The sequence below is a fragment of the Pseudomonas nabeulensis genome, from assembly GCF_004682045.1.
GTDB lineage: Bacteria > Pseudomonadota > Gammaproteobacteria > Pseudomonadales > Pseudomonadaceae > Aquipseudomonas > Aquipseudomonas nabeulensis.
On sequence record NZ_QUZT01000006.1, the window covers coordinates 33,358 to 58,694 of the forward strand.

Consider the following 25,337-nt stretch of genomic DNA (forward strand, 5'->3'; position numbering starts at 1 on the left):
GGTATGGCACCTGCCGCGGCAGTGCTGATTATTGTCGACGCAGCCTCATCGGGCCAGTCCGAATCCGGCATTGAGGCAGATTCGCGTAAGCGCGTGTTTCTGCAACTCTGCACCGGGGATGTGGTCGTAATCGGGTCTGTGGGATGCAGGCCATTTGCCAAGCTTGCTTTGATTGGCAAAAACAGCTCATAAGCCTTTGTCAGCAAAGACAATGCATGCTCAAATTGAACATGTTGTGACACTTAAATTAGCTATGCTACTGGGGAAAGGGCGAGGGCGTGGCATCGCGGGCACAAACCCGTACAATGCGGCCATTGTGGCGTTATCGTCATTCCATCCAGCATTCGCCCAGTGTTAAAAGTAGATTCAACGACGCTCGTTCATTTTTCAGCTGCTCGGATTGGGCAGTATTTGTCGTCATTCAATAGATGGACGCGCTAAAGGCGCAGGAAAAGACCCGTTTTGAAGAAATCCGCCGCAACACCCAAAGCAGCAGTTGTGCCGGCCTGGCGCCAGCACCTGCACTATCGTCTCAAGGAAGGTGCGCTGATCGCGATTGGTGCGCTGTGCCTGTTCCTGATGATGGCCTTGCTCACCTATGGCAAGGACGATCCGGGCTGGAGCCACAACAGCAAGATCGAAGACGTGCAGAACTTCGGTGGCCCAGCCGGTTCCTACAGCGCCGATATCCTGTTCATGGTGTTGGGCTATTTCGCCTATATCTTCCCGCTGCTGCTGGCGATCAAGACCTGGCAGATTTTCCGCCAGCGCCACGAGCCGTGGCAGTGGAGCGGCTGGCTGTTTTCCTGGCGCTTGATCGGTCTGGTATTTCTGGTGCTTTCCGGTGCGGCGCTGGCCCATATCCATTTCCACGCGCCCACCGGCCTGCCGGCGGGCGCGGGTGGCGCGCTGGGTGAAAGCCTCGGCGACCTGGCGCGCAAGACCCTGAATATCCAGGGCAGCACGCTGATGTTTATCGCGCTGTTCCTGTTTGGTCTCACCGTGTTCACCGACCTGTCGTGGTTCAAGGTGATGGACGTGACCGGCAAGATCACCCTCGACCTGTTGGAGCTGTTCCAGGGGGCCGCCAACCGCTGGTGGGCAGCCCGTGTCGACCGCAAGCGCATGGTGGCCCAGTTGCGCGAGGTGGACACCCGCGTCAACGAAGTGGTGGCGCCTAGCACCCCGGACCGTCGCGAGCAGGCCAAGGTCAAGGAACGCCTGATCGAACGCGAGCAGGCCCTGAGCAAGCACATGTCGGACCGCGAGAAGCAAGTGCCGCCGGTGATCGCCCCTGCGCCGCCGAAGCCGCCCGAGCCGAGCCATCGCGTACAGAAAGAGAAACAGGCGCCGCTGTTCATCGACAGCGCCGTCGAAGGCACCTTGCCGCCGATCTCGATCCTCGACCCGGCGGAAAAGAAACAACTCAACTACTCCCCGGAATCCCTGGCGGCCGTTGGCCACCTGCTGGAAATCAAACTCAAGGAGTTTGGCGTCGAAGTGTCGGTGGATTCGATCCACCCCGGTCCGGTGATTACCCGCTACGAGATCCAGCCGGCTGCCGGTGTGAAGGTCAGCCGTATTTCCAACCTGGCGAAAGACTTGGCCCGCTCCCTGGCGGTGACCAGCGTGCGTGTGGTGGAAGTGATCCCCGGCAAGACCACCGTGGGTATCGAGATTCCCAACGAAGACCGCCAGATCGTGCGCTTCTCCGAAGTGCTGTCGACGCCGGAATACGACAACTTCAAATCGCCGGTCACCCTGGCCCTGGGTCACGACATCGGCGGCAAGCCGGTGATCACTGACCTGGCAAAAATGCCCCACTTGCTGGTGGCCGGTACCACCGGTTCCGGTAAGTCGGTGGGTGTGAACGCGATGATCCTGTCGATCCTGTTCAAATCCGGTCCGGATGACGCCAAGCTGATCATGATCGACCCCAAAATGTTGGAATTGTCGATCTACGAAGGCATTCCGCACCTGCTGTGCCCGGTCGTGACCGACATGAAGGACGCTGCCAACGCCCTGCGCTGGAGCGTGGCCGAGATGGAGCGCCGCTACAAACTCATGGCCAAGATGGGCGTGCGTAACCTGTCGGGCTTCAACGCCAAGATCAAGGAAGCCCATGACCGCGGCGAGACCATTGACGACCCGTTGTACAAGCGCGAAAGCATTCACGACGAAGCGCCAAAACTGACCAAGCTGCCGACTATCGTGGTGGTGGTCGACGAATTCGCCGACATGATGATGATCGTCGGCAAGAAGGTCGAAGAGCTGATTGCACGTATCGCCCAGAAAGCCCGAGCCGCCGGTATTCACTTGATCCTCGCGACCCAACGTCCGTCGGTGGACGTGATCACCGGTCTGATCAAGGCCAACATCCCGACGCGCATGGCGTTCCAGGTGTCGAGCAAGATCGACTCGCGGACCATCATCGACCAGGGCGGCGCCGAGCAACTGCTGGGTCACGGTGACATGCTCTACATGCCGCCAGGCACCAGCCTGCCGATCCGTGTACACGGCGCGTTCGTCTCCGACGATGAAGTGCACCGCGTGGTGGAAGCCTGGAAACTGCGTGGCGCACCGGAATACAACGACGACATCCTCAATGGCGTCGAAGAGGCCGGCAGCGGCTTCGAGAATGGTGGCGGTGGCGGTGACGAAGATGCCGAGACCGACGCGCTGTACGACGAAGCCGTGGCCTTTGTGCTGGAAAGCCGTCGCGCCTCGATCTCTGCGGTGCAACGCAAATTGAAGATCGGCTACAACCGCGCCGCCCGCATGATCGAAGCCATGGAAATGGCCGGCGTCGTCACCGCAATGAACACCAACGGCTCGCGTGAAATCATCGCCCCCGGGCAGATGCGCGACTGATCCCGCGCCGCGTGGCAGCACGCGGCGCGCCCTGACTACTCAATGAGGACTCCCATGCGTCTTATCCGCATGCTGTTGTTGCCGGCACTGGCCTTGACCGCTGCTTCGGCCCACGCCGACCCAGCCTCCGTCGCCAGCCTGACCAACCTGTTGGACAAATCCAAGACCCTGACGGCGCGTTTCTCGCAGCTGACCCTGGATGCCGGTGGCACCCAGTTGCAGCAAACCGAAGGCGAGATGGCCGTACAGCGCCCCGGCCTGTTTTACTGGCACACCGAAGGCAAGGCCGAGCAGACCATCGTGTCCGACGGCCAGAAGGTCACGCTGTGGGACCCGGACCTTGAGCAGGCGACTATCAAGAAACTCGACCCCCGCTTGAACCAGACCCCCGCGCTGTTGTTGTCGGGCGACGTGTCGAAAATCAACGACAGCTTCGAAATCACCTCCAAGCAAACCAGCAACGTGATCGAGTTCACCCTCAAGCCCAAGTCCAAGGACACCTTGTTCGATACGCTGAACCTGTCGTTCGGTAACGGGGTGATCAACAACATGCGCCTGATCGACAGCGTCGGCCAGCGCACCGATATCCTGTTCTCCGGGGTCAAGGCCAACGAGCCGGTGCCGGCGTCCAAGTTCAAGTTCGACATCCCCAAGGGTGCCGACGTGATCCAGGAATAATCTGCCCAGAGGTTTCAAGCGCTGCCCATGGATTTGTTTCGAAGTGACCCGATTGCCCAGCCCTTGGCCGCGCGCTTGCGCTCGACCAACCTGGATGAGTACGTTGGGCAAGAACACCTGCTCGCTCGTGGCAAGCCTCTGCGCGAAGCCTTGGAGCAGGGTGCGCTGCACTCGATGATTTTCTGGGGGCCGCCGGGGGTGGGCAAGACCACCCTGGCGCGGCTGCTGGCGAAAGTCTCGGATGCGCACTTCGAAACGGTGTCGGCAGTGCTCGCTGGGGTCAAGGAGATCCGCCAGGCGGTGGACGTGGCCAAGCAGCAGGCCGGGCAGTATGGCAAGCGCACCATCCTGTTTGTCGACGAAGTGCACCGTTTCAACAAGTCGCAGCAGGATGCATTCCTGCCTTACGTGGAAGACGGCACGCTGATCTTTATCGGCGCCACCACCGAAAACCCCTCGTTTGAACTGAACAATGCGTTGCTGTCACGGGCACGAGTCTATGTACTCAAGAGCCTGGACGAGGCCGCGATGCAGAAGTTGTTGCACCGTGCCTTGAGTGAAGACAAGGGGTTGGGCAAGCGCCAGTTGAGTGTCAGCGACGAAGGTTTCCAGATCCTGCTCACCGCCGCCGATGGCGACGGCCGGCGTTTTCTCAACTTATTGGAAAACGCCTCCGACCTGGCCGAAGACGGCAGTGAGATTGGCGTCGACCTCCTGCAAAGCCTGCTGGGCGACACCCGTCGGCGTTTCGACAAGGGTGGCGAAGCCTTCTACGACCAGATTTCAGCGCTGCACAAATCCGTGCGCGGTTCCAACCCCGACGGTGCGTTGTATTGGTTTGCGCGCATGATCGATGGCGGCTGCGACCCGCTGTACCTGGCGCGGCGCGTGGTGCGCATGGCCAGCGAAGACATCGGCAACGCCGACCCGCGTGCACTGAGCCTGTGCCTGGCCGCGTGGGACGTGCAGGAACGCCTCGGCAGCCCCGAGGGCGAGTTGGCGGTGGCACAGGCCATCACGTATCTGGCCTGTGCGCCGAAAAGCAACGCGGTGTACATGGGCTTCAAGTCCGCACTGCGTGCCGCCGCCGAATACGGCTCCCTGGAAGTGCCGCTGCACCTGCGCAACGCGCCGACCAAGCTGATGAAACAACTGGGCTACGGCGATGAATACCGCTACGCCCATGACGAACCCGATGCCTATGCGGCTGGCGAAGACTACTTCCCCGAAGCGCTTGAGCCACTGCCGCTGTATCAGCCGGTGCCCCGTGGCCTGGAGCTGAAAATCGGTGAAAAGCTCAATCACCTCGCTCAACTCGATCGACTCAGCCCCAAACAGCGGAGAAAGTAGTGCTCAAGACGATTCTTGCCGTGTCCGTAGCCGGCATCGCTGGTACATTATTGCGTTTCGTCACCGGTACCTGGGTCAGCGCCAATTGGCCCAAGCATTTTTATGCGGCGACCCTGGCCGTCAACCTGGTGGGTTGCTTGATCATCGGCCTGTTGTACGGCTGGTTCCTGTTGCGCCCGGAAGTGCCGATTGAAATTCGCGCCGGCTTGATTGTCGGCTTTGTAGGCGGTCTGACGACCTTTTCATCCTTTTCACTGGACACGCTGCGCTTGCTGGAAAGCGGGCAGGCCCTGATTGCCTTCGGGTACTTGGGCATCAGCGTGTTCGGCGGGCTGCTCGCCACCTGGGCTGGCCTGTCCTTGACCAAACTTTGATAAACGAGAGACCGACATGCTCGATTCCAAACTGTTACGTAGCAACCTTCAGGACGTAGCGGACCGCCTGGCATCCCGTGGCTTTGCCTTGGATGTTGCGCGCATCGAAGCGCTGGAAGAACAGCGCAAGACCGTCCAGACCCGCACCGAAGCACTGCAGGCTGAGCGTAATGCGCGTTCCAAATCCATCGGTCAGGCCAAGCAACGCGGCGAAGACATCGCGCCGTTGATGGCGGACGTCGAGCGTATGGGCACCGAGCTGTCCGACGGTAAAGTCGAGCTGGACAAGATCCAGTCCGAGCTGGATTCGATCCTGCTGGGCATCCCCAACATCCCGCACGAATCCGTGCCGGTGGGCGAAGACGAAGACGGCAACGTTGAAGTGCGCCGCTGGGGTACGCCAAAGGCCTTTGATTTCGCGGTCAAGGACCACGTTGCCCTGGGCGAATTGACCGGTGGCCTGGACTTCGAAACCGCCGCCAAGATGTCCGGCGCACGCTTCTCGCTGCTGCGTGGCCCTGTGGCGCGTCTGCACCGTGCCCTGGCGCAGTTCATGATCAACCTGCACACCGCCGAGCACGGTTACGAAGAAGCCTACACCCCGTACCTGGTGCAGGCGCCGGCATTGATGGGCACCAGCCAGCTGCCGAAATTCGAAGAAGACCTGTTCAAGATCAGCCGCGAAGGCGAAGCCGACCTGTACCTGATCCCAACGGCCGAAGTGTCGCTGACCAACATCGTGTCCGGCGAGATCCTCGACGCCAAAGAGCTGCCGTTGAAGTTCGTCGCCCACAGCCCGTGCTTCCGCAGTGAAGCCGGTGCTTCGGGCCGCGATACCCGCGGCATGATCCGCCAGCACCAGTTCGACAAGGTCGAGATGGTGCAGATCGTCGAGCCGTCGACCTCGATGGAAGCCCTGGAAGGCCTGACCGCCAACGCCGAGCGCGTCCTGCAACTGCTGGAACTGCCTTACCGTGTCCTGGCGCTGTGCACCGGCGACATGGGTTTCAGCGCCGTGAAGACCTACGACCTCGAAGTGTGGGTGCCGAGCCAGGACAAGTACCGCGAGATTTCGTCGTGCTCCAACTGCGGTGACTTCCAGGCCCGTCGCATGCAAGCGCGTTTCCGCAACCCGGAAACCGGCAAGCCGGAGCTGGTGCACACCCTCAACGGTTCCGGCCTGGCCGTAGGCCGGACCCTGGTAGCCGTGCTGGAAAACTACCAGCAGGCCGACGGTTCCATCCGCGTACCGGAAGTGCTCAAGCCGTACATGGCGGGCGTCGAGGTCATCGGCTAAATGGAATTTCTGCCGCTGTTTCATAACCTGCGCGGCAGTCGTGTGTTGGTCGTCGGTGGCGGGGAGATTGCCTTGCGCAAATCCCGGCTGCTGGCCGACGCCGGCGCGTTGCTGCGGGTGGTTGCTCCCCAGATTGAAGACCAGCTCAATGAGTTGGTGCTGGGCAGTGGCGGGGAATTGCTGTTGCGCGGTTATCAGGAAGCCGACCTTGACGGTTGCACCCTGATCATCGCCGCCACCGACGATGAGTCGCTGAACGCCCAGGTGTCCAGCGATGCCAAGCGCCGCTGTGTGCCGGTCAACGTGGTGGACGCGCCGGCCTTGTGCAGCGTGATCTTCCCGGCGATTGTCGACCGTTCGCCGTTGGTGATCGCAGTGTCCAGCGGCGGCGATGCGCCGGTGCTGGCGCGTTTGATTCGGGCCAAACTGGAAACCTGGATTCCCTCCACCTATGGCCAGCTGGCCGGGTTGGCGGCGCGTTTTCGGGCCCAAGTCAAAGGTTTGTACCCGGATGTGCAGCAACGCCGTGCATTCTGGGAAGACGTGTTCCAGGGCCCGATTGCCGACCGTCAGTTGGCCGGGCAGGGTGCTGAGGCTGAGCGCCTGCTGATCGAAAAGGTCAACGGCGCTGCGCCGAACGCTCCGGGTGAGGTTTACCTGGTGGGTGCCGGCCCGGGCGACCCGGACCTGCTGACTTTCCGCGCGTTGCGCCTGATGCAACAGGCCGACGTGGTGTTGTACGACCGTTTGGTCGCACCAGCGATTCTGGAGCTGTGCCGCCGTGACGCCGAGCGCGTGTACGTCGGCAAGCGCCGCGCCGATCACGCCGTGCCTCAGGACCAGATCAACCAGCAATTGGTGGACTTGGCCAAGCAAGGCAAGCGTGTGGTGCGCCTCAAGGGTGGCGATCCGTTCATCTTTGGGCGCGGTGGCGAGGAGATCGAGGAACTGGCGGCCCATGGCATTCCGTTCCAGGTGGTGCCGGGTATCACGGCGGCCAGTGGTTGCGCGGCGTATGCCGGGATTCCGCTGACTCACCGCGACTATGCACAATCGGTACGCTTTATCACCGGGCATCTCAAGGACGGGACGTCGGACCTGCCCTGGCATGACCTGGTGGGGCCGTCGCAGACCCTGGTGTTCTACATGGGTTTGGTGGGCTTACCGATCATCTGCGAGCAATTGATCAAGCATGGTCGCGCAGCGGATACCCCGGCGGCGTTGATCCAGCAGGGCACGACCGCTAACCAGCGTGTCTTCACCGGTACGTTGGCGGACTTGCCCCGCCTGGTGGCGGAGCATGAAGTGCATGCGCCGACACTGGTGATCGTTGGTGAGGTGGTGGTGTTGCGCGAGAAGCTCAAGTGGTTTGAAGGCGCTCAGTCCCAGGTCTAAAAGCATCGGGGGCAAGTCGAATCGTCGCACCGCCCCTCCCACACTTGACTGTGTTCGCAGTTCAAAATGTGGGAGGGGGCTTGCCCCCGATGAGGCCCTCAATCACAGCCCATCTCTTGGATCAGCTCCAGACACCCTTGGTACTCAACCGCCCACGATCATGCTGGCCATCAAACACTTGCAACGGGCCTTTGGGCACAATCCCTGTCGGATTGATGGTCCGATGGCTGGCATAGTAATGCCCCTTGATATGCGCAAAATCCACCGTCTCGGCCACTCCCGGCCACTGATATATCTCCCGTAGCCAATTCGACAAATTCGAATAATCCGCGATCCTGCGCAAATTGCATTTGAAGTGGCTGTAATACACCGCATCAAAGCGAATCAGCGTGGTGAACAGGCGCACATCTGCTTCGGTCAGGTATTCCCCCGCCAAATAGCGATGTTGGCCCAAGTGCTGTTCCAGGTAATCCAGCTCGGCAAACACATCATCAAACGCACTTTCATACGCCTGCTGTGACGTGGCGAAGCCTGCGCGGTATACGCCGTTGTTCACGGCGGGGTAGATGCGTTCGTTCAGTGCATCGATGGTCGGGCGAAGTGCTTCGGGGTAGAAGTCCAGCGTATTGCCGGTCAGCCCGTTAAACGCGCTGTTGAACATGCGGATGATTTCCGCCGATTCATTGCTCACGATACGGTTGAGCTTTTTATCCCACAGCACGGGCACGGTGACGCGCCCGGTGTAGTCAGCGGTGTCGGCCGTGTAGCGCTGGTGCATGTATTCGAAATCGTCCAGCTTATCGCCCGTCGAGCCGCGTGCCTTGTCGAAGGTCCAGCCGTTTTCCAGCATCAGCCAACTGACCACCGATACATCGATCAGGCTTTCCAGGCCCTTTAGCTTGCGCAGGATCAGCGTGCGATGGGCCCATGGACAGGCGAGGGACACATACAGGTGGTAGCGACCGGCCTCGGCCTTGAAGCCGCCTTCGCCGCTCGGGCCTGGTGCGCCGTCGGCGGTCACCCAGTTGCGGCGTTGCGCCTGTTCGCGCTGGAATGCGCCATCTGCGCTACTTTCGTACCACTGGTCTTTCCAGTGCCCTTCGATCAGCAAACCCATGACTGGCTCCTCAACTAATAAGCGTTGGAGACCAGTCTAAAGGGATAGGTTCGATTTAAAAGCGCAAAGACTGCGGGTGAATTATCGATTAAATCGATTTGTCCCGCGCGTCCCAGTATTGCTGGGCCAGGGCGAACGCCTGTTCCCGTGGATGGCCAAGGCCGCGCAAGGCGAGGGCCATGGTGGCGATCAGCGCCAGCTGCGGGTAGCTGTCCTCAACGTCACCGTGCCACAACGCTTTCAAATGCTCGGGCTCCAGCGACGCGGGTTTGACATGACGCTGGGCGGAGAGGGCGGGCCATTCTTCGTCCCAGCTTTCGCCGCCGGTGGTGCCGTAGAGGTGGCTGGCGGAGTCGGGGTTGATCTCGATTTCGCCGCCATCGCCCTTCACCACAATCACGTTGTCCCCCAGCAGGCCGCTGGCATCGCGGTGTACGCCCTGGTAGCCCGGATGGAAAATGCTTTGCAGGCCCAGGCGCGCATTCAACGGGTTGAGCAGGCGCGCCAGAGAGTGAATCGGTGAACGCAGACCCAAGGTGTTGCGCAGGTCAATCATGCGTTGCAATTGCGGCGCCCAGTCACCCAGCGGGATAAACGCCAGGTTGCCCTGTTCGAAGGCACTTGCGACCTGCTGCCAGTCGCGGCACAGCGGGATCTGCAAACCTTCCAGCAGTTGCTCGGTGTACAAGCGCCCCGCCGTGTGAGCGCCGCCGCCATGCAGCAGGATGCGCACTCCGTTTTGTGCCAGGCACTTGGCCGCCAGCAGGTACCACGGCAGGTGGCGCTTCTTGCCGGCGTAGGTCGGCCAATCGACATCCACGTTCAGCGCCGGAGCGTCAAGGCGCTCGCGCACGGCCTCGGTAAAGCCGGCGAGTTCTTCCGGGCTTTCTTCCTTGTGGCGCAGCAGCATCAGGAACGCGCCGAGTTGGGTGTCTTCGACTTTTTCATCGAGCAGCATGCCCATGGCTTCGCGGGCTTCCTCACGTGTGAGGTTGCGCGCGCCGCGCTTGCCTTTGCCCAGGATGCGCACGAACTGCGCAAAGGGGTGTTCGGCAGGGGTTTCGAGGGTCAGCGGGGCAAAGTCGGTCATAAGCAATTCGTCGGCCTGGGCAGGCCCGCCAGCTTGGCGGCGAGTTTGGCGGGAGTGCCGTTGAACAGTTTGTTGAGGTGCAGGCTGTTGCCCTTTTCCGGGCCCAGCTTCAAGGCGGTGTACTTGATCAGCGGACGCGTGGCGGGAGACAGCTGGAATTCGGCGTAGAAGCCGCGCAGCAGGTCGAGGATTTCCCAGTGGGCCGGGGTCAGCTCCAGGGATTCGGCAGCGGCCAGTGCATTCGCGACGTCGACGGACCAGTCGTTCAGGTCGACGAGGTAGCCGTCCTTGTCCAATTCATAGGTGCGTTCGCCCACGGTCAGGGTGTTCATAGCCAACTGTTGACCTTGTCGTAGTCGATGGACAGCTGCACAAAGCCTGGGTAGTCCACGCTGACGGCCCAATCTGGCAGCGACAGATTGCGTGCTTGATGGTCTTCGGCGAGTACGAAAACCTTTACGCCTTTGGCGGGCAGGTCCGGGTCATGCAGGCCATAGACGCCGTCGCCGCACAGCAGGATTGCGTCCTGACTGCCGCACACCCGCAGGCAACTGGCTAGGCGGTTGTCGGAAAATGGAGAATGGGATACCACGTGTAAAGTCGGCATCAGAGTGTTATCACCTGGTCGTAACGGTCGATCAACTGGGAAATCTCTTCGTCGTTCAAAGGCTGTGTGCTGGAGGGAGAGGTCAGCCCCCGTTCCGTCAAGCTCTGACTGCTGGCGAAGACATCATCGATGCCAAACAGCTCCAGCGCCTGCAGGTTGGCGCTCAAGTCCTTTTGCTGCACGGCCTTGGCGTCCTGGTGCGGCGCCAGTTGGAACACGCCGTCATCCATGAACAGCAGGCCAATCGGCAAATCGAAGGCGCCGCCGGCCAACACGATATCCAGCGCTTCCCGAGCACTTGGGCCGGACCACGGCGCCTGGCGGCTGATGACCAATAAGGATTTGGACATGTCACGGCCCTCCAAAACAAATCAGGCGGTCGGCGGTTTGGACAGCATCGTGCAACTGGCCGAGGCCTGACAACGCCCACGGTGCGCCCAGGTTCACCGCGCTGCGCTGATAGCGCGTGGCTTCTTCGCTGTTGAGCACGCCGCGACGCAAGGCCGCTGCGATACACACCACCCCATCCAACTGGTGCTGGCTGACGAACTCACGCCATTGGCGAGCGATGTCCTGCTCATCCTGGGGGGCGACGATGTTGTTGGACGCGCTGTACACGCCATCCTGATAAAAAAACAGCCGCACAATCTCATGCCCGCCGGCCAACGCCGCCTGGGCGAACAGCAGGGCGCGGCGCGAGGAGGGCGCATGGGCGGCGGAAAACAGGGCTATCGCAAACTTCATGGAACACTCGGCAAGCAAACGTGGGCCAATGATAAAGCCGTCGCCCTGAAAAAGCCCGCCGTGATCAAAACGGTCACTGTCGTTGATCGTTCTGACGATTGCCGGTAGGCAAAAGCCTGCCTAGGCTGTGGGCAAACTAAACGGAATTGGAGTGCCCATGTCAGGTCCCTTGGCGTCCCTCAACGTGCTGGATTTTTCCACCTTGCTGCCTGGCCCGTTTGCATCCCTGCTGCTGGCGGACATGGGCGCCGAGGTGTTGCGCATCGAGTCGCCCACGCGCATGGACCTGCTGCGGGTGTTGCCGCCCCATGACCAGGGGACTTCGGCAAGCCATGCCTATCTCAATCGCAACAAGCGCAGCCTGGCGCTGGACCTCAAGCAGCCTGAGGCGCTGGAGATAGTGCGAGCGCTGGTGAAGGACTACGACATCGTGCTCGAACAGTTTCGCCCTGGGGTGATGGAACGCCTGGGTTTGGGGTATGACGCGTTGAAGGCGATCAACCCCCGGCTGATTTACGTATCGATCACCGGTTATGGCCAGACCGGTCCTTATAAAGACCGCGCCGGGCACGATATCAACTACTTGGCATTGGCTGGCGTGGCCAGCTATACCGGTCGTCAGGACAGCGGGCCGTTGCCGCTGGGCGTGCAAGTGGCGGATGTGGCCGGCGGTTCGCTGCACGCGGTGGTGGGGTTGCTGGCGGCGGTGATTGCCCGGCAGCACAGTGGCGTGGGCCAGTACCTCGATGTCAGCATGACGGATTGCTCATTCAGCTTGAACGCCATGTCGGGCGCGGGTTACCTGGCGTGTGGCGTTGAGCCGGCGTGGGAAAACCAGGTGTTGAATGGCGGCAGTTTCTACGATTACTACCGCACGCGGGACGGGCGGTGGATGTCCGTGGGCAGCCTGGAGCCGGCGTTTATGCAGCGACTCTGTGCGGCATTCGGACGGCCGGAGTTGGCAGCAAAGGGCTTGTCGCTGGAACTCAAGACGGCGCTGCAGATCGAGTTTGAAAAGCGCAGCTTCGATGAATTATGTGAATTGTTTGCCGGGGTGGATGCGTGTGTGGAGCCGGTATTGAGCCTGAGCGAAGCGGTGGAACATCCGCAGTTGAAGGCGCGGGAACTGGTCAGCCAAGTGCCTCGGGGCGATGGCTCGACCCAGGCGCAACTGGCCTGCCCGCTGAAATTTTCCCAAGGGTTGCCGGAACCACGGCATATCGGGGTTGCCGTAGGGGCGCACAGTGATGAGGTGTTGGCGGAGTTGGGGCTCAGTGTTCAGCGGATAGCTGAGTTGCGGCAGGCCGAAGTGGTGGGGTGACTGGCCTGACCTTATCGGGGGCAAGCCCCCTCCCACCTTTGAATGTGTTCACAGATCAAAATGTGGGAGGGGGCTTGCCCCCGATGAGGCCCTTATTCCACCCGAGTTTCCCCAGTGAACACCAAGGTCTGCCGACACCGCCGGCACAAATACCGCCGCCCCTGAGCCACCAACCCATGGCGCTGCGACGAAAACGGAAAGTCGCTGTCCGCACACGGGCACCGGTAGATATAGCGGGTCACCTGGCGACGCTTGACCTCATAGGTATGGCAACGGTCCGGCGGCAATTCATAGACCCCACGCATGATCAACTGCCATTCCTCGCCATGGGGCTGGATACGCTCGCCAAACAATTGATGGGCGATCAAGTGCGCGACTTCGTGGGCCACGGTCTGTTTAAGGAAATGTTGGCTGTTTTCACGGTAGAGCTGTGGGTTGAAACGCAGCAGGTTCTCGTGCAAATGCGCGACACCGGCTTTCTGGCCCCGCAGCTTGAGGCTGACCTGGGGGCGTTTGAAGCTTCGTTTAAAAAAGGATTCGGCTTGTAGGAAACAATCTTCGACGCGGGTATTGAGTTGCTCGGGCATGCTGTACATATCTCCAGAGACCCCCAGTATGCCGCAAAACCAGGTGTTTCCGAATCTGTCAGGCGCCGAATGGTCATCCATCATGCACAAAGCCACCTTGCGGTGGCTTCGCTCACTGGCTAAAACCGCTTAGTTGGTATAGATCGGCCCTACGCCCAGGCCCCAGACGATCACGGTAAACGCCATGATTGCCACCAGCACGACCAGGCCCACAGCCAATACCGAGCTGGAAAACAGGAAGCCCTCGTCCGGGTCGATGTTCATGAAGGTCGGTAGCCCCACGTACAGCAGGTACACCGTGTAGCAGATTGCCGCCGTGCCCACGACCATGCCCAGCCACATATGCGGATACAGCGCCGCCAGACCCCCAATAAACAGCGGTGTTGCGGTGTAGGTGGCAAATGCCACGCAGCGTGACATGCTGGGATTGGCGTCGTAAGTGCGCGCCATCCAGTGAATGAACGCCCCCATCACCGCCACGCCAGCGAGCATGGCTGCGTAGGACATGATGGTCATCCACAGTGCGCTTTCCTGGGTCAGCATCACCGGCGCACGGCTGCCGATGACCCAGCCGACCTGGGTGGTGCCGATAAACGCGGAAACGGCGGGGATCGCCGCAAGAATCAAGGTGTGAGTGAGGTACATGTGGCCGATGCTTTCTTCTTTATCGCCACGGATTTCCCGCCATTCCTGGTCGGGATGGGTAAACAGCCCCACGACGTGATGGATCATGCCAGTCACTCCTGTCGTAATTACCATCGCCCCCCATCGGAGCGCCCACGGGCCAAATTGGCCTGAAAGGTCTGGATATCGATGCGACCTCAAGTCGCAGTATAGGAAGGGATGGCCCGGATGACTGTAGGGTCTTTAGAGCGAATTGCGCTGTAAATACTGGCGCTAATCGCGGTGAGGACTGTTGTTCGGAGTGCTGACCAGTGTGGGAGGGGGCTTGCCCCCGATAGCGGAGGGTCAGCTATAAATGAGTAGCTGATACACCGCCATCGGGGACAAGCCCCCTCCCACATTGGAACTCAGCGGTCCATGAAGGTAAAATGCCCGGCTTTTCGTCACACACTTTCCAGCGGATCCAAGCGCCATGGGCACTCTTACAGTCAACCAGAACAAACTGCAAAAACGCCTGCGCCGCCTGGCCGGTGAAGCGGTCACCGATTTCAACATGATCGAGGACGGCGACAAGGTCATGGTCTGCCTCTCCGGCGGCAAAGACAGCTACACCATGCTCGACGTGCTGATGCACCTGCAAAAGGTCGCGCCGATCAAGTTCGAGATCGTTGCCGTGAACATGGACCAGAAGCAACCCGGTTTCCCCGAGCACGTGCTGCCGGCCTACCTGAAAGAACTGGGCATCGAGTACCACATCGTCGAGAAAGACACGTACTCGGTGGTCAAGGAACTGATCCCGGAAGGCAAGACCACCTGCTCGCTGTGCTCGCGCCTGCGCCGTGGCACGCTCTACACCTTTGCCGACGAGATCGGCGCGACCAAGATGGCCTTGGGGCATCATCGCGACGATATCGTCGAGACCTTCTTCCTGAATATGTTCTTCAACGGCTCGCTCAAGGCCATGCCGCCCAAGCTGCGTGCCGATGACGGGCGCAACGTGGTGATCCGCCCGCTGGCGTATTGCAACGAGAAGGACATCCAGGCGTATTCCGACTTCAAGCAATTCCCGATCATCCCGTGCAACCTGTGCGGCTCCCAGGAGAACCTGCAACGCCAGGTGGTCAAGGAGATGCTGCTGGACTGGGAGCGCAAGACTCCGGGCCGCACCGAAAGCATCTTCCGCAGTTTGCAAAACGTGATCCCGTCGCAATTGGCCGACCGCAATCTGTTCGATTTCACCAGCTTGAAGATCGATGAAACCGCCGCTTCGCGCTTCGTCAACGTTGTGAACCTCTGATGCGCGATTACAAGTGGCTGCATGAATATTGCCTGAACCGCTTTGGCTCGGCCGCCGAGCTGGAGGCCCACCTGCCGGTGCCGAACACCCCGGCGCAACTGCGCAAGATCAGTGATGATCGCTATCTGTCGACCCTGGCGCTGCGGGTGTTTCGCGCAGGCTTGAAGCACAGCGTGGTGGACGCCAAGTGGCCGGCGTTCGAGAAGGTGTTCTTCGGCTTCGACCCGGAAAAAGTCGTGCTGATGGGCGCCGAACACCTGGAGCGGCTGATGCAGGACACCAGCATCATCCGCCACCTCGGCAAGCTCAAGAGCGTGCCGCGCAATGCGCAGATGATCCTGGATATCGCCCAGGAGAAGGGCAGCTTCGGTGCGTTTATCGCTGACTGGCCGGTGACCGATATCGTCGGCTTGTGGAAGTACCTGAGCAAGCACGGCCATCAACTGGGCGGGCTGTCGGCGCCGCGCTTTTTGCGCATGGTGGGCAAGGACACGTTTGTGCCGAGTTATGACGTGGTGGCGGCGCTGAATGCGCAGAAGATCGTCGATAAGGCACCGACCAGCCTGCGGGACTTGGCGACGGTACAGAATGCGTTTAACCAGTGGCATGCCGAGAGTGGGCGGCCGATGTGTCAGTTGTCGATGATGCTGGCTTACACCGTCAATCACTGATCAGCACTTATTTGTGGCGAGGGAGCTTGCTCCCGCTGGAGTGCGAAGCGCTCCCAAAAGAATTGGGGCCGCTACGCAGCCCAGCGGGAGCAAGCTCCCTCGCCACATTTTAACCGTTCGCAGCCATCCGCCGATTCAACTGATGCCGCCACCGCACATACAACAGCGCCGTACAAAACACCGCCAGACTCGCCAGCATCTCCAGCACCCCGAACCACTGCCGGTTCGGGTCATACGCTGCCAGTGCGCCCTTGATGAAATACAGGTTCACCACAAAGCACATCCACGAATGCCCGCGTGCACTGCCCAGCAGCATGCCGGGTGCCAGCACCAATAACGGCACCAGTTCGATCAGCAGGATCACCCACGGCCGCGCGCCGTGCAGGTCGGCGACGAACAGGTAATACCCGCACAACAAACCCACCAGCCCGAAAAATGCCAGCAAGCTCAATGCACGCGCCACCTTCACCCGTGGTTCCAGCCACGCCTGGGGCGGCAGGACCTTAGGCTTCCTGGCCACGGCCACCCTCCAGCAGGGTCGCAGTGTTAGCCAGGCGCAGGCCAAGGGCGCGGCACAGGGCGATTTCATGCGGGTCGAGCATGCGCTTGCCGTCCGGACCCGCGTGGTGGCTGGCGCCGTAAGGTGTGCCGCCGCCCTTGGTGTCGAGCAGGGCCTGTTCGCTGTAGGGCAGGCCGGTGATCAGCATGCCGTGGTGCAGCAACGGCAACAGCATCGACATCAAGGTGGTTTCCTGGCCGCCGTGCAGGCTCGCGGTGGAGGTGAACACGCCAGCGGGCTTGCCGACGAGGGCGCCGGTGAGCCACAGGTTGCTGGTGCCATCCAGGAAATACTTGAGCGGTGCAGCCATGTTGCCGAAGCGGGTCGGGCTGCCCAGGGCCAGGCCCGAGCAGTGTTTCAGGTCGTCGAGGCTGGCGTACAGCGCGCCTTCGTCCGGGATACTCGGTGCCACGGCTTCACACTCGGTGGAAATCGCCGGCACGGTGCGCAGGCGCGCTTCCATGCCGCCTTGCTCGATGCCTCGGGCAATCTGCCGGGCCATTTCGCTCACCGAGCCATTGCGGCTGTAATACAACACCAGCACATAAGGCGTCGTCACGGCAGAATCTCCAGCACGTTCTCCGGCGGACGGCCGATGATGGCTTTGTCGGCGGTTTCTAGGATTGGGCGTTCCATCAACTTGGGGTGTTCGGCGATGGCGGCGATCAATTGCGCTTCGCTGAGACTGGCGTCGGCCAGGTTCAGGGCCTTGTATTCGTCTTCGCCGGTGCGCAGCAGTTGGCGCGCGCTGATGCCGAGCTTGGCGAGCAACGCCTTCAATTGCGCGGCGTCCAGCGGGGTTTCCAGGTAGCGCACCACGGTTGGGGTGAGGCCGCGGGCCTCGAGCAGTTCCAGCGCACCGCGGGATTTCGAGCAGCGCGGGTTGTGATAAAGCGTCAGATCGGTCATGTGCGGGTCGCATCTTGCGTAAGGTGGCGGGTATTCTACCCGCGCTGCGCCCCGTCCTTAAACCGTAAGAGGCGATCCGTCGCAGCCAACGTTCATTTTTACGAAGGATTACCCCATGACTAGGCGACTGATCGGTGCATTGGCGATCATCACAACCCTGCTGCTCAGCGGCTGCGGCAATGACTACGGTGTTGACCAATACGGCAAGAAGGTAGCCGCCGAGCGCCTGGATAAACAGTGGGTGGTGGTCAATTACTGGGCCGAATGGTGTGGCCCGTGCCGTACGGAAATCCCGGAGCTCAATGCGTTGGCCGAGCAGTTGAAAGGGCAGAACGTGGGGGTGTTCGGGGTTAACTTCGACAATGTGCAGGGTGAAGAATTGAAGGCGGCCAGCGAGAAACTGGGCATCAAGTTCACCGTGCTGGCGCAGAACCCCGAAGAGATTTTCGATATTCCCCGCAGCGAAGCGTTGCCGGTGACCTACATCATCGATGACAAGGGCAAGGTGCGTGAGCAGTTGATGGGTGAGCAGACGGCGGAAGGGGTGATTGCGAAACTGAAGGCGCTGCGCGGTTAAAGCAACAACGCTAATCAAATGTGGGAGGGGGCTTGCCCCCGATGGCAGTGTGTCAGCCAATACATAAGCTGATTGACCCACCGCTATCGGGGGCAAGCCCCCTCCCACATTTTGACCTCACTCAGTCTTGAGATGGGTGCTGTCAGCCCTCTTCCAGCCACAACCGAATCGGCTTGCCTTCCGCCGGCCAGAACCGCGTCTGTTCGATCGGCGAGATATCCCAACGCTCCACACTTTGCAGCGCCTGGAAGAAGCGATGTTCCTGCTCCATCAACGCCTCGGCGCAGAGTTTGCGCGTGCTGCCGATCTTGCCAAAGCTGAGCGTGTCGCCGTCCAGGGTGTATGGCGCGAACCAATGGTTGCAGCCGCCGTTGCCGTAGGCGCGGCCATCAGCGCCGAGGGTGACGGTCAGGTGCGCGTAGTCCATCAGCGGCCGCTCACCAATCCATTCCACCACGTAGCTGTGATCCTGCTTGAGCTTGACCGCGTCCCCGGCGCAACCGGTCAGGCCGGCACCGAGGGCGGCGAGCAGAAGCAGGCCTTTCATTGCGCAGCCTTTTGGCATTTCGGGCAGCGATGCTTGTCGCCTTCGCTGGCCCAGCCCAGCTCCTTGATGCGGGCGTTGGCCGCCGGTTGCAGGGGCTCTTTGGTTAGCTTGGTTTCCACCGCGAATTCAAACTCCAGCACGCTGTCGCAGCTGTCGCAATTGACTTTCCAGGTGTGAATTTCCAACTCGCCGAATTTCGGCCCTTGGGCCATGGCGACCCACTGGCCCGCCGGGCGGATGGAGTAGCGCGCGTCACCTTCGACGGTCAGGCGCATCGACAGGGTTTTACTGCCGCGCAGGGAGACGATCAAGACGTCGCCATGCTTGATCGAACCACCGTTGCCGGTGACCTGGTAACGGCCCGGCATCAAGGCGCGGCATTCGATCAGGGTGTGTTGCGGGCTCAGCAAGCTGAAGCGGAAATCGTGTTCGGCCATGGATCCTCCAAATAGGCGCGGCATCCTATCACGGGTGCCGGCCTATCATGCGCCTGGTATGTGACCGCTGATCATCCCTCGACCAGGTTCTGCGCCCGGCCATCGGCCCATGCAGCGATGTTGGCCAGGGTGGTGCCGGCAATCGCCCCCAGGGCCTCGCGGGTGAGGAACGCCTGGTGGGCAGTGATGATCACGTTGGGGAAGGTCAGCAGGCGCGCAAGTACGTCGTCTTGCAGCGGCAAATCGGAGCGGTCTTCGAAGAACAGTTGCGCTTCTTCCTCATAGACATCCAGCCCCAGGTAACCGAGTTGGCCGTCCTTGAGCGCTTCGATCAGTGCGGGCGTGTCTACCAGGCCGCCGCGGCCGGTGTTGATCAGCATCGCACCGGGTTGCATATGGGCCAGCGAACGCGTGTTGATCAAGTGCTTGCTGTCGGTGGTGAGCGGGCAGTGCAGGCTGATGATCTGCGCCTCGGCCAGCAGTTCCGGCAGGCTCACGTAGCGTGCGCCGAGGGCCAGCACCTGCGGGTTGGGGTAGGGGTCGTAGGCCAGCAGTTGGCAGCCGAAACCGGCCATGATCTTGGCGAATGTGGCGCCGATCTGCCCGGTGCCGACCACGCCGACGGTCTTGCCTACCAGGTCGAAGCCGGTCAGGCCGTGCAGGCTGAAATCCCCGTCGCGGGTGCGGTTGTAGGCGCGGTGCAGGCGGCGGTTGAGTGCCAGGATCAGTGCCACCGCGTGTTCGGCCACGGCGTGGGGCGAGTAGGCGGGGACGCGCACGATGGTCAGGCCCAGGCGCTTGGCGGCGGCCAGGTCGACATGGTTGTAGCCGGCCGAGCGCAGGGCGATCAAGCGTGTGCCGCCCTTGGCCAGGTGTTCCAGCACTGGGGCGCTGAGGTCGTCGTTGATGAACGGGCAGACCACTTCGTGGTGTTCGGCGAGGGCTACGGTGTCGAGGTTGAGTCGGGCTGGCTGGAATTGCAGCTCGACACCAGGTGGCAGGGGCTCGCCGAGGAAGCTGTCACGGTCGTAGGTTTGGCTGCTGAAGAGAATGACGCGCATATGAGAAGCTCCCTGCAATTTACTGCGTGGAAATACAAAACCCTGTGGGAGGGGGCTTGCCCCCGATAGCGGTGGGTCAGTCGGCGCATCTTTAGCTGACAGATCGTAATCGGGGGCAAGCCCCCTCCCACATAAAGCACCTAAAACACACAAAGCAGATTTTGTTCGCTCAGGCGTCAGGCGCTCACCCGCGCCTCACTGGCCAACCGCGTAATGGCAACGTCCAGCTCATCCAGCGCGGTCAGGGCCTTGGCGTCGTCCTGCTTGAGCAGGGTCTCGGCCCGTTGGCAGGCAGCACGCAGTTGCGGCACGCCGCAGTAGCGCGTGGCGCCGTGCAGGCGGTGTACGCGTTCAATCAGTGCGTTGTTGTCGTCAGCGTCGCGGGCAATGGCGATGGCCATGCGGTCGGCTTCCAGCGAGGCCAGCAGCATGGCGAGCATGTCTGCGGCCAGGTCGGTCTTGCCGGCGGCCAGGCGCAGGCCTTCTTCGTGGTCCAGCACCGGCAACTGAACCCCAGGGCCCGTGCCATCGGTCGCGCGTTCCGGGCTTTGGTTGCGCAGCGCCAGGCCGGTCCACTTCAACACCACTTGGGCCAGTTGGCGTTCGCTGATGGGCTTGGTCAGGTAATCGTCCATGCCGCTTTGCAGCAAGGCGCGTTTTTCGTTGGCCATGGCGTGGGCGGTCAACGCCACTACCGGCAGCGGGGTGCCGTCGCGTTCGCTCTCCCACTGGCGGATCGCCTCGGTGCTCTGGCGGCCATCCATGCCGGGCATCTGCACGTCCATCAGCACCAGGTCGAAGGTGTCTTGTTTTACCGCATCGATCGCTGCAAAACCGCTTTCCACTGCGCGCACCCTGGCGCCCATATCTTCCAGCAGGGTCTGTACCAACAGCAGGTTCGCCGGATTGTCGTCCACGCACAGTACGCGTGGCGCCCTGCTGGACAACGGCTCGCCCGGTTCGCTGCGCGACGGACGCGGGCTGATCAGGTCGGACAAGGCCCGACGCAGCTTGCGCGTGCACGCTGGCTTGGCTTGCAACTGGCTATTGGGGTTGGGCACCGACTGGTTGAACAGCATCTGTTCGGTGGTCGGGCACAACACCAGCACCTTGCAACCCAGGTGTTCAAGGTCCCACAGGTGTTGGTTGAGGCGCTCGGGTGGAATGTCGTTGGCGGTCACGCCAAGTACCGCCAGGTCAATGGCTTGCTCGGTCTGGTGGGCGCTGGTGATGCCGTTGGTCAGGCTTTCCAGGCTGTTGAACGGCGTGACTTCCAGACCGCAGTCTTCCAGCTGATGTTGCAGGGCCTGGCGCGCCAGCTCGTGGTTTTCCAGCACCGCCACGCGATGGCCCAGTAATGGCGCGCAGGGCAGGTCCTCGACGTCGTCGCGGGTCTTGGGCAGGTTCAGGCTGATCCAGAATTCCGAGCCTTCCCCCGGCGTGCTGTCGACGCCAATTTCGCCGCCCATCTGTTCGATCAAGCGCTTGGAAATCACCAGACCCAAGCCCGTGCCACCCGGTTGGCGCGACAGCGAGTTATCCGCCTGGCTGAACGCCTGGAACAACGCACGCACATCCTGGCTGGACAGGCCGATACCGGTGTCCTGCACGCTGATGCGCAACTGCACGCTGTCTTCCTGTTCATCCTCGATCATCGCCCGGGCGACGATGGTGCCTTCGCGGGTGAACTTGATCGCATTGCTGATCAGGTTGGTGAGGATCTGCTTGAGGCGCAGCGGATCGCCCACCAACGCCAGCGGTGTGTCGCGGTAGACCAGGCTCACCAGTTCCAGCTGTTTGGCGTGGGCGGCAGGGGCGAGGATGGTCAGGGTGTCTTGCAGTAAATCACGCAAGTTGAACGGGATACTGTCGAGCACCAGCTTGCCGGCCTCGATTTTCGAGAAGTCGAGGATCTCGTTGATGATGCCCAGCAGGTTGTCGGCGGATTTCTCGATGGTGCCCAGGTAGTCGAGCTGGCGCGGCGTGAGTTCGCTTTTTTGCAGCAGATGGGTAAACCCGAGGATGCCGTTGAGCGGTGTGCGGATCTCATGGCTCATATTGGCCAGGAACTCCGACTTGATGCGGCTGGCTTCCAGGGCTTCCTTGCGGGCCAGGTCCAGCTCGATGTTCTGGATCTCGATGGTTTCCAGGTTCTGGCGTACGTCTTCGGTGGCCTGGTCGATGCTGTGCTGCAATTCTTCCCGGGCGTTTTGCAGGGTCTCGGCCATGCGGTTGATGCCGGAGGCGAGCTGGTCCAGTTCCTGGCTGCCCAAGGGCGGCAAGCGGGTTTCCAGGTTGCCGTCCTTGAGTTGGGCTACGGCTTGCTTGATCAGGCCAATCGGTGAGTTGATGGTGCGGCTGATGCGCAACGCCAGGGCCGCCGTGCAAGCCAGGCCGATGGCGATCAACAGCAGGCTGGCGAACAGGCTACGGTAACCGCGCAGCAACATGCCGTTGTGGGACAGCTCCACTTCGACCCAGCCCAGCAGGCGGTCGGCTTCGTCCGGGACCAGGTCGCCGGCCAGGTTACGGTGACGGCCAAATACCGGCAGCAGGTAGCGCGTGGCGTCGTTACCGGAGCGTTGCAACAAGTGGGAGCTGTTGCCGATGGGCGGCTGGTTGAGCATGGTCGGGCCAGCGTGGGCGAGGGGCGTGCGGTCCGGACCGAGAAGGGAGACAGCCCGCACATCCGGTTGTTCCAACGACTGGGTGGCGATGCGCTCCAGCAGGTCAGTGTTCCTCGCGCTCAGGGCCGGCGCTGCCAGCGGGGCCAACTGTTCTGAGATCATTTCACCGCGTTGCAGCAACTGGCTCTGCAATTCCGAGAGCTGCATCCAGGTGAAATAGCCCCCCAACAACAAGGCCATCAGGCTGGTCGGCAGTAACGTCAGCAACAGCACGCGGCCTTTTATCCCCATTCTTCTCAGCACGCCACTCTCCTGCTACCCCAGTGTCAACGATGATTCGCCCGGGCATCCGGCCCGCGCCACCTGCGCAGTGTAGCCATTTGCACGCTGTGGAATCTTGCAAATTAATGACATACAGCAATCTTCATGCTCATTCGGGGCCGCGCGGCGATTGCCTGTCGCGGGTTAATCTTGAATAATCAGTCATTGAGAATGACTTGCAGACGCTAATGAATCCCGCAGCCGTAGGCCAACCCAGTATCCTGACCATCGAAGATGACCCCGTGCTCGGCGCTTATGTCCATGAGCACCTGGGGCGCTGTGGCTTCCACGTAACCTGGTGTCAAAACGGCCAGCAAGGGTTGCAGATGGCCCGCGATCAGGCCTTCGATGTGGTGCTGATGGATATCCTGCTGCCGGGCATGGACGGCCTGTCGATCCTGACCCATCTGCGCCAGAGTCATACAATCCCCGTGATCCTGATGTCGGCCCTGGGCGCCGAAGCCGATCGTGTCAGCGGCTTTCGCCTGGGCGCCGACGACTACCTGCCCAAGCCGTTCAGCATGATCGAGCTGCGGGTGCGTATCGAAGCCATCCTGCGCCGCGTGGCCCTGGATCGGCGACCGGTGTCTACACTGGCGCCAGTGCGTGACGATGCACGTACCCTGCGATTTGACGATGAATTATGTGATGTCTTCCACCTGGAACAGTGGGCAGGTTTGACCCGCAGCGAATACCGCTTGCTGGAAACCCTACATCGCAACAGTGAAGAAGTCCTCAGCAAAGCCTTCCTTTATCAGCATGTGTTGCAGCGCGGCTACGCTCCCCATGATCGCAGCCTCGATATGCATATCAGCCAGATTCGCCGCAAGCTCAAGGCCATCGGCTACGGCGAGCGCGAGGTGCGCACGGTATGGGGCAAGGGCTATGTGCTGAGCGGTCCTGATGACAACGTTTGAACGTCCCTTGAAGCAACTGCCCGGCAAACACTCGTTATTCTGGAAACTGGCGTGCCTGCTGATCGCCTTCTGTTTGCTGATGATCTGGCTCAGTTGGTCCTGGGGCCGGTACATGGAGGAACAGAACGCCTACCTCGACGATGAGGCGCGGGCCACCTTGAGCGGTTATGCGGTCAGCGCTGAGCAGGCCTGGAACCGAGGGGGCAGGGCGGGCGTTGATGCGTGGCTGCAAGGCATGCGTACTCGGGAAAACACTTGGGTCGGCGTGATCGGCAGTGACTTGCAATCGCTGAGCAGCACGCCGTTGACCGAAAAAGAAAGCCAGCGCCTGACCTTTCTACGCGGCCTGGATTGGCCGGTGAGCCGCCACGTGAAAGGCTTGCCATGGTTGAAGGTGCCCTTCGCCGTGAACCCGAACGCGGGCTCCCTGGTGATCGAGCTACCGCAGCGTTATTTGCCCGGGCGCTACCAGTTGTTCTGGCGCGTGGTGACCAATGGCGTGATCCCAGGCCTGTTTACCCTGTTGCTGTGCATTGGCCTGTATCGACTGTTGATCATGCCCCTCAATCAATTGCGTGAGCAGGCCAACGCGTGGCGCGCGGATCAATTGCATACGCGCCTGTCCCACGATGCCACCAGTCGTCAGGATGAGTTGGGCGAGCTGGGCCGGGCGTTTGATCATATGTCTGAACGTTTGCAGGGCACGGTGGTGTTGCAGCAACAACTGCTGCGGGATATGTCCCACGAATTGCGCACGCCGTTGAGTCGATTGCGGGTGGCCTGTGACAGTGAGCAGGACCTGACCCAACTGCGCGAACGCCTCAGCCGCGAGATCGACGCGATGCAGCGCCTGGTGGAAGACAGCCTGCAACTGGCCTGGCTCGACACCGAGCGCGCGCCGTTGCCCAAGGAAGACATTCAACTCCAGGCGCTGTGGGACATGCTGCGCGAGAACGCGTGTTTTGAAAGCGATTGGCCGGCGGCGCGCCTGCCGTGCCTGTTGGAAGCCGATTGCTGGGTGCGGGGCAACCTGAACACGCTGGCCCAGGCCTTGGAGAATATCCTGCGCAACGCCATCCGCCATTCACCGCCCGATGGCGTGGTGAGCCTGGACGGGCAGCGTGAGGGTGACTACTGGCACTTGTGGCTGGAAGATCAGGGCGGAGGCATTGCTGAGCAGGATCTGGAACGCATTTTCGCGCCGTTCACCCGCCTGGAGGGTTCACGCCCTGGCAATGGGGGCTTTGGCCTGGGCCTGAGCATTGCCCGCAATGCGGTGCAACGCCAGGACGGCAGCCTGTGGGCGGAAAATACCGGGCGGGGGTTGCGGGTACACCTGCGATTGCCAGCACGCTAACG

Annotated in this window: 27 protein-coding genes; 12 read left to right on the top strand and 15 right to left on the bottom strand. The window is 61.3% G+C overall.

The window, feature by feature from the left end:
- Positions 1 to 462 precede the first annotated feature (462 nt).
- The 6 genes from DYL61_RS05175 to cysG are packed head-to-tail and all read left to right on the top strand — an operon-like array spanning position 463 to position 7,965.
- On the top strand, positions 463 to 2,871 hold the full coding sequence (locus DYL61_RS05175; protein ID WP_105698590.1) for a DNA translocase FtsK: 2,409 nt from the start codon (positions 463 to 465) through the stop codon (positions 2,869 to 2,871).
- 54 nt (positions 2,872 to 2,925) lie between these two features.
- A complete protein-coding gene (lolA, locus tag DYL61_RS05180) occupies positions 2,926 to 3,549 on the top strand; it encodes an outer membrane lipoprotein periplasmic chaperone LolA (RefSeq protein WP_105698589.1) in 624 nt (207 codons plus the stop codon).
- Positions 3,550 to 3,576: 27 nt separating this feature from the next.
- Positions 3,577 to 4,899: a replication-associated recombination protein A gene (locus tag DYL61_RS05185; RefSeq protein WP_135307467.1), complete on the top strand. Its 1,323-nt coding sequence runs from the start codon at positions 3,577 to 3,579 to the stop codon at positions 4,897 to 4,899.
- Complete coding sequence (crcB, locus tag DYL61_RS05190) at positions 4,899 to 5,273, top strand: fluoride efflux transporter CrcB (RefSeq protein WP_135307468.1); 375 nt, start codon at positions 4,899 to 4,901, stop codon at positions 5,271 to 5,273. The genes DYL61_RS05185 and crcB overlap by 1 nt, the downstream gene beginning before the upstream one ends.
- A gap of 16 nt (positions 5,274 to 5,289) precedes the next feature.
- The gene (serS, locus tag DYL61_RS05195) at positions 5,290 to 6,570 is read left to right on the top strand and encodes a serine--tRNA ligase (RefSeq protein WP_135307469.1); all 1,281 of its coding nucleotides are present in this window, start codon (positions 5,290 to 5,292) and stop codon (positions 6,568 to 6,570) included.
- Positions 6,571 to 7,965 (top strand): siroheme synthase CysG, encoded by a 1,395-nt coding sequence (gene cysG, locus DYL61_RS05200; RefSeq protein ID WP_135307470.1) that lies wholly within the window; start codon positions 6,571 to 6,573, stop codon positions 7,963 to 7,965.
- 121 nt (positions 7,966 to 8,086) lie between these two features.
- Here the strand turns inward: cysG and DYL61_RS05205 are convergent, their stop codons facing one another.
- The 6 genes from DYL61_RS05205 to tusD form a co-directional block, all read right to left on the bottom strand.
- Complete coding sequence (locus DYL61_RS05205; protein ID WP_135307471.1) at positions 8,087 to 9,082, bottom strand: glutathione S-transferase family protein; 996 nt, start codon at positions 9,080 to 9,082, stop codon at positions 8,087 to 8,089.
- A gap of 88 nt (positions 9,083 to 9,170) precedes the next feature.
- Positions 9,171 to 10,172: a glycosyl transferase family protein gene (locus DYL61_RS05210; protein ID WP_135307472.1), complete on the bottom strand. Its 1,002-nt coding sequence runs from the start codon at positions 10,170 to 10,172 to the stop codon at positions 9,171 to 9,173.
- Positions 10,169 to 10,504 (bottom strand): TusE/DsrC/DsvC family sulfur relay protein, encoded by a 336-nt coding sequence (locus DYL61_RS05215; RefSeq protein WP_135307473.1) that lies wholly within the window; start codon positions 10,502 to 10,504, stop codon positions 10,169 to 10,171. Before DYL61_RS05215 ends, DYL61_RS05210 begins: the two co-directional genes overlap by 4 nt.
- Entirely contained in the window at positions 10,501 to 10,779 is a 279-nt protein-coding gene (gene tusB / locus DYL61_RS05220) for a sulfurtransferase complex subunit TusB (RefSeq protein WP_135307474.1), read from the bottom strand. The genes DYL61_RS05215 and tusB overlap by 4 nt, the downstream gene beginning before the upstream one ends.
- Positions 10,779 to 11,129 carry a sulfurtransferase complex subunit TusC gene (gene tusC / locus DYL61_RS05225; RefSeq protein WP_135307475.1) on the bottom strand — a complete coding sequence of 117 codons (351 nt, stop codon included), beginning with the start codon at positions 11,127 to 11,129 and terminating at the stop codon, positions 10,779 to 10,781. Before tusC ends, tusB begins: the two co-directional genes overlap by 1 nt.
- Position 11,130: 1 nt before the next feature.
- The gene (tusD, locus tag DYL61_RS05230) at positions 11,131 to 11,523 is read right to left on the bottom strand and encodes a sulfurtransferase complex subunit TusD (RefSeq protein WP_135307476.1); all 393 of its coding nucleotides are present in this window, start codon (positions 11,521 to 11,523) and stop codon (positions 11,131 to 11,133) included.
- A gap of 157 nt (positions 11,524 to 11,680) precedes the next feature.
- On the opposite strand from tusD, the gene DYL61_RS05235 reads away from it, so the two are divergent.
- Positions 11,681 to 12,844, top strand: coding sequence for a CaiB/BaiF CoA transferase family protein (locus tag DYL61_RS05235; protein WP_135307477.1), 1,164 nt, complete (start codon positions 11,681 to 11,683; stop codon positions 12,842 to 12,844).
- A 92-nt stretch (positions 12,845 to 12,936) separates the two neighbouring features.
- On the opposite strand, the gene DYL61_RS05240 is transcribed toward DYL61_RS05235, so the two are convergent.
- On the bottom strand, positions 12,937 to 13,431 hold the full coding sequence (locus DYL61_RS05240; RefSeq protein ID WP_105522930.1) for a SprT family zinc-dependent metalloprotease: 495 nt from the start codon (positions 13,429 to 13,431) through the stop codon (positions 12,937 to 12,939).
- A 129-nt stretch (positions 13,432 to 13,560) separates the two neighbouring features.
- Positions 13,561 to 14,163: a Yip1 family protein gene (locus tag DYL61_RS05245; RefSeq protein WP_135307478.1), complete on the bottom strand. Its 603-nt coding sequence runs from the start codon at positions 14,161 to 14,163 to the stop codon at positions 13,561 to 13,563.
- A 364-nt stretch (positions 14,164 to 14,527) separates the two neighbouring features.
- On the opposite strand from DYL61_RS05245, the gene ttcA reads away from it, so the two are divergent.
- Both ttcA and DYL61_RS05255 read left to right on the top strand, forming a co-directional pair.
- A complete protein-coding gene (ttcA, locus tag DYL61_RS05250) occupies positions 14,528 to 15,352 on the top strand; it encodes a tRNA 2-thiocytidine(32) synthetase TtcA (RefSeq protein ID WP_085647384.1) in 825 nt (274 codons plus the stop codon).
- Positions 15,352 to 16,023: a DNA-3-methyladenine glycosylase I gene (locus DYL61_RS05255; protein ID WP_135307479.1), complete on the top strand. Its 672-nt coding sequence runs from the start codon at positions 15,352 to 15,354 to the stop codon at positions 16,021 to 16,023. The genes ttcA and DYL61_RS05255 overlap by 1 nt, the downstream gene beginning before the upstream one ends.
- Positions 16,024 to 16,132: 109 nt before the next feature.
- On the opposite strand, the gene DYL61_RS05260 is transcribed toward DYL61_RS05255, so the two are convergent.
- Genes DYL61_RS05260 through arsC form a run of 3 tightly spaced genes read right to left on the bottom strand, consistent with a single transcriptional unit; the run spans position 16,133 to position 17,491 of the window.
- The gene (locus tag DYL61_RS05260; protein WP_135307480.1) at positions 16,133 to 16,543 is read right to left on the bottom strand and encodes a DUF2069 domain-containing protein; all 411 of its coding nucleotides are present in this window, start codon (positions 16,541 to 16,543) and stop codon (positions 16,133 to 16,135) included.
- Entirely contained in the window at positions 16,527 to 17,141 is a 615-nt protein-coding gene (gene wrbA / locus DYL61_RS05265) for an NAD(P)H:quinone oxidoreductase (protein ID WP_135307481.1), read from the bottom strand. The genes DYL61_RS05260 and wrbA overlap by 17 nt, the downstream gene beginning before the upstream one ends.
- On the bottom strand, positions 17,138 to 17,491 hold the full coding sequence (gene arsC, locus DYL61_RS05270) for an arsenate reductase (glutaredoxin) (RefSeq protein ID WP_135307482.1): 354 nt from the start codon (positions 17,489 to 17,491) through the stop codon (positions 17,138 to 17,140). The genes wrbA and arsC overlap by 4 nt, the downstream gene beginning before the upstream one ends.
- Positions 17,492 to 17,606: 115 nt before the next feature.
- On the opposite strand from arsC, the gene DYL61_RS05275 reads away from it, so the two are divergent.
- Positions 17,607 to 18,068 (top strand): TlpA family protein disulfide reductase, encoded by a 462-nt coding sequence (locus DYL61_RS05275; RefSeq protein WP_105698572.1) that lies wholly within the window; start codon positions 17,607 to 17,609, stop codon positions 18,066 to 18,068.
- A 142-nt stretch (positions 18,069 to 18,210) separates the two neighbouring features.
- On the opposite strand, the gene DYL61_RS05280 is transcribed toward DYL61_RS05275, so the two are convergent.
- The 4 genes from DYL61_RS05280 to DYL61_RS05295 all read right to left on the bottom strand — a co-directional run bounded on the left by DYL61_RS05280 (position 18,211) and on the right by DYL61_RS05295 (position 23,043).
- Positions 18,211 to 18,615: an META domain-containing protein gene (locus DYL61_RS05280; protein ID WP_135307483.1), complete on the bottom strand. Its 405-nt coding sequence runs from the start codon at positions 18,613 to 18,615 to the stop codon at positions 18,211 to 18,213.
- Complete coding sequence (locus DYL61_RS05285; RefSeq protein WP_135307484.1) at positions 18,612 to 19,052, bottom strand: hypothetical protein; 441 nt, start codon at positions 19,050 to 19,052, stop codon at positions 18,612 to 18,614. Before DYL61_RS05285 ends, DYL61_RS05280 begins: the two co-directional genes overlap by 4 nt.
- Before the next feature lie 71 nt (positions 19,053 to 19,123).
- Entirely contained in the window at positions 19,124 to 20,113 is a 990-nt protein-coding gene (locus DYL61_RS05290; RefSeq protein WP_135307485.1) for a 2-hydroxyacid dehydrogenase, read from the bottom strand.
- A gap of 176 nt (positions 20,114 to 20,289) precedes the next feature.
- A complete protein-coding gene (locus tag DYL61_RS05295; RefSeq protein ID WP_135307486.1) occupies positions 20,290 to 23,043 on the bottom strand; it encodes a response regulator in 2,754 nt (917 codons plus the stop codon).
- Between the two features lie 206 nt (positions 23,044 to 23,249).
- On the opposite strand from DYL61_RS05295, the gene DYL61_RS05300 reads away from it, so the two are divergent.
- Together DYL61_RS05300 and DYL61_RS05305 are read left to right on the top strand one after the other, a co-directional pair.
- Positions 23,250 to 23,978: a response regulator transcription factor gene (locus DYL61_RS05300; RefSeq protein ID WP_135307487.1), complete on the top strand. Its 729-nt coding sequence runs from the start codon at positions 23,250 to 23,252 to the stop codon at positions 23,976 to 23,978.
- The gene (locus DYL61_RS05305) at positions 23,965 to 25,335 is read left to right on the top strand and encodes a sensor histidine kinase (RefSeq protein ID WP_135307488.1); all 1,371 of its coding nucleotides are present in this window, start codon (positions 23,965 to 23,967) and stop codon (positions 25,333 to 25,335) included. The genes DYL61_RS05300 and DYL61_RS05305 overlap by 14 nt, the downstream gene beginning before the upstream one ends.
- Positions 25,336 to 25,337 lie beyond the last annotated feature (2 nt).

Coding starts and splice junctions, on each gene's coding strand:
- lolA (WP_105698589.1), top strand. CDS start 2,926: ATGCGTCTTATCCGCATGCTGTTGTTGCCGGCACTGGCCTTGACCGCT.
- DYL61_RS05185 (WP_135307467.1), top strand. CDS start 3,577: ATGGATTTGTTTCGAAGTGACCCGATTGCCCAGCCCTTGGCCGCGCGC.
- serS (WP_135307469.1), top strand. CDS start 5,290: ATGCTCGATTCCAAACTGTTACGTAGCAACCTTCAGGACGTAGCGGAC.
- cysG (WP_135307470.1), top strand. CDS start 6,571: ATGGAATTTCTGCCGCTGTTTCATAACCTGCGCGGCAGTCGTGTGTTG.
- DYL61_RS05205 (WP_135307471.1), bottom strand. CDS start 9,082: ATGGGTTTGCTGATCGAAGGGCACTGGAAAGACCAGTGGTACGAAAGT.
- DYL61_RS05210 (WP_135307472.1), bottom strand. CDS start 10,172: ATGACCGACTTTGCCCCGCTGACCCTCGAAACCCCTGCCGAACACCCC.
- DYL61_RS05215 (WP_135307473.1), bottom strand. CDS start 10,504: ATGAACACCCTGACCGTGGGCGAACGCACCTATGAATTGGACAAGGAC.
- tusB (WP_135307474.1), bottom strand. CDS start 10,779: ATGCCGACTTTACACGTGGTATCCCATTCTCCATTTTCCGACAACCGC.
- tusC (WP_135307475.1), bottom strand. CDS start 11,129: ATGTCCAAATCCTTATTGGTCATCAGCCGCCAGGCGCCGTGGTCCGGC.
- tusD (WP_135307476.1), bottom strand. CDS start 11,523: ATGAAGTTTGCGATAGCCCTGTTTTCCGCCGCCCATGCGCCCTCCTCG.
- DYL61_RS05235 (WP_135307477.1), top strand. CDS start 11,681: ATGTCAGGTCCCTTGGCGTCCCTCAACGTGCTGGATTTTTCCACCTTG.
- DYL61_RS05240 (WP_105522930.1), bottom strand. CDS start 13,431: ATGCCCGAGCAACTCAATACCCGCGTCGAAGATTGTTTCCTACAAGCC.
- DYL61_RS05245 (WP_135307478.1), bottom strand. CDS start 14,163: ATGATCCATCACGTCGTGGGGCTGTTTACCCATCCCGACCAGGAATGG.
- ttcA (WP_085647384.1), top strand. CDS start 14,528: ATGGGCACTCTTACAGTCAACCAGAACAAACTGCAAAAACGCCTGCGC.
- DYL61_RS05255 (WP_135307479.1), top strand. CDS start 15,352: ATGCGCGATTACAAGTGGCTGCATGAATATTGCCTGAACCGCTTTGGC.
- arsC (WP_135307482.1), bottom strand. CDS start 17,491: ATGACCGATCTGACGCTTTATCACAACCCGCGCTGCTCGAAATCCCGC.
- DYL61_RS05275 (WP_105698572.1), top strand. CDS start 17,607: ATGACTAGGCGACTGATCGGTGCATTGGCGATCATCACAACCCTGCTG.
- DYL61_RS05280 (WP_135307483.1), bottom strand. CDS start 18,615: ATGAAAGGCCTGCTTCTGCTCGCCGCCCTCGGTGCCGGCCTGACCGGT.
- DYL61_RS05285 (WP_135307484.1), bottom strand. CDS start 19,052: ATGGCCGAACACGATTTCCGCTTCAGCTTGCTGAGCCCGCAACACACC.
- DYL61_RS05290 (WP_135307485.1), bottom strand. CDS start 20,113: ATGCGCGTCATTCTCTTCAGCAGCCAAACCTACGACCGTGACAGCTTC.
- DYL61_RS05300 (WP_135307487.1), top strand. CDS start 23,250: ATGAATCCCGCAGCCGTAGGCCAACCCAGTATCCTGACCATCGAAGAT.
- DYL61_RS05305 (WP_135307488.1), top strand. CDS start 23,965: ATGACAACGTTTGAACGTCCCTTGAAGCAACTGCCCGGCAAACACTCG.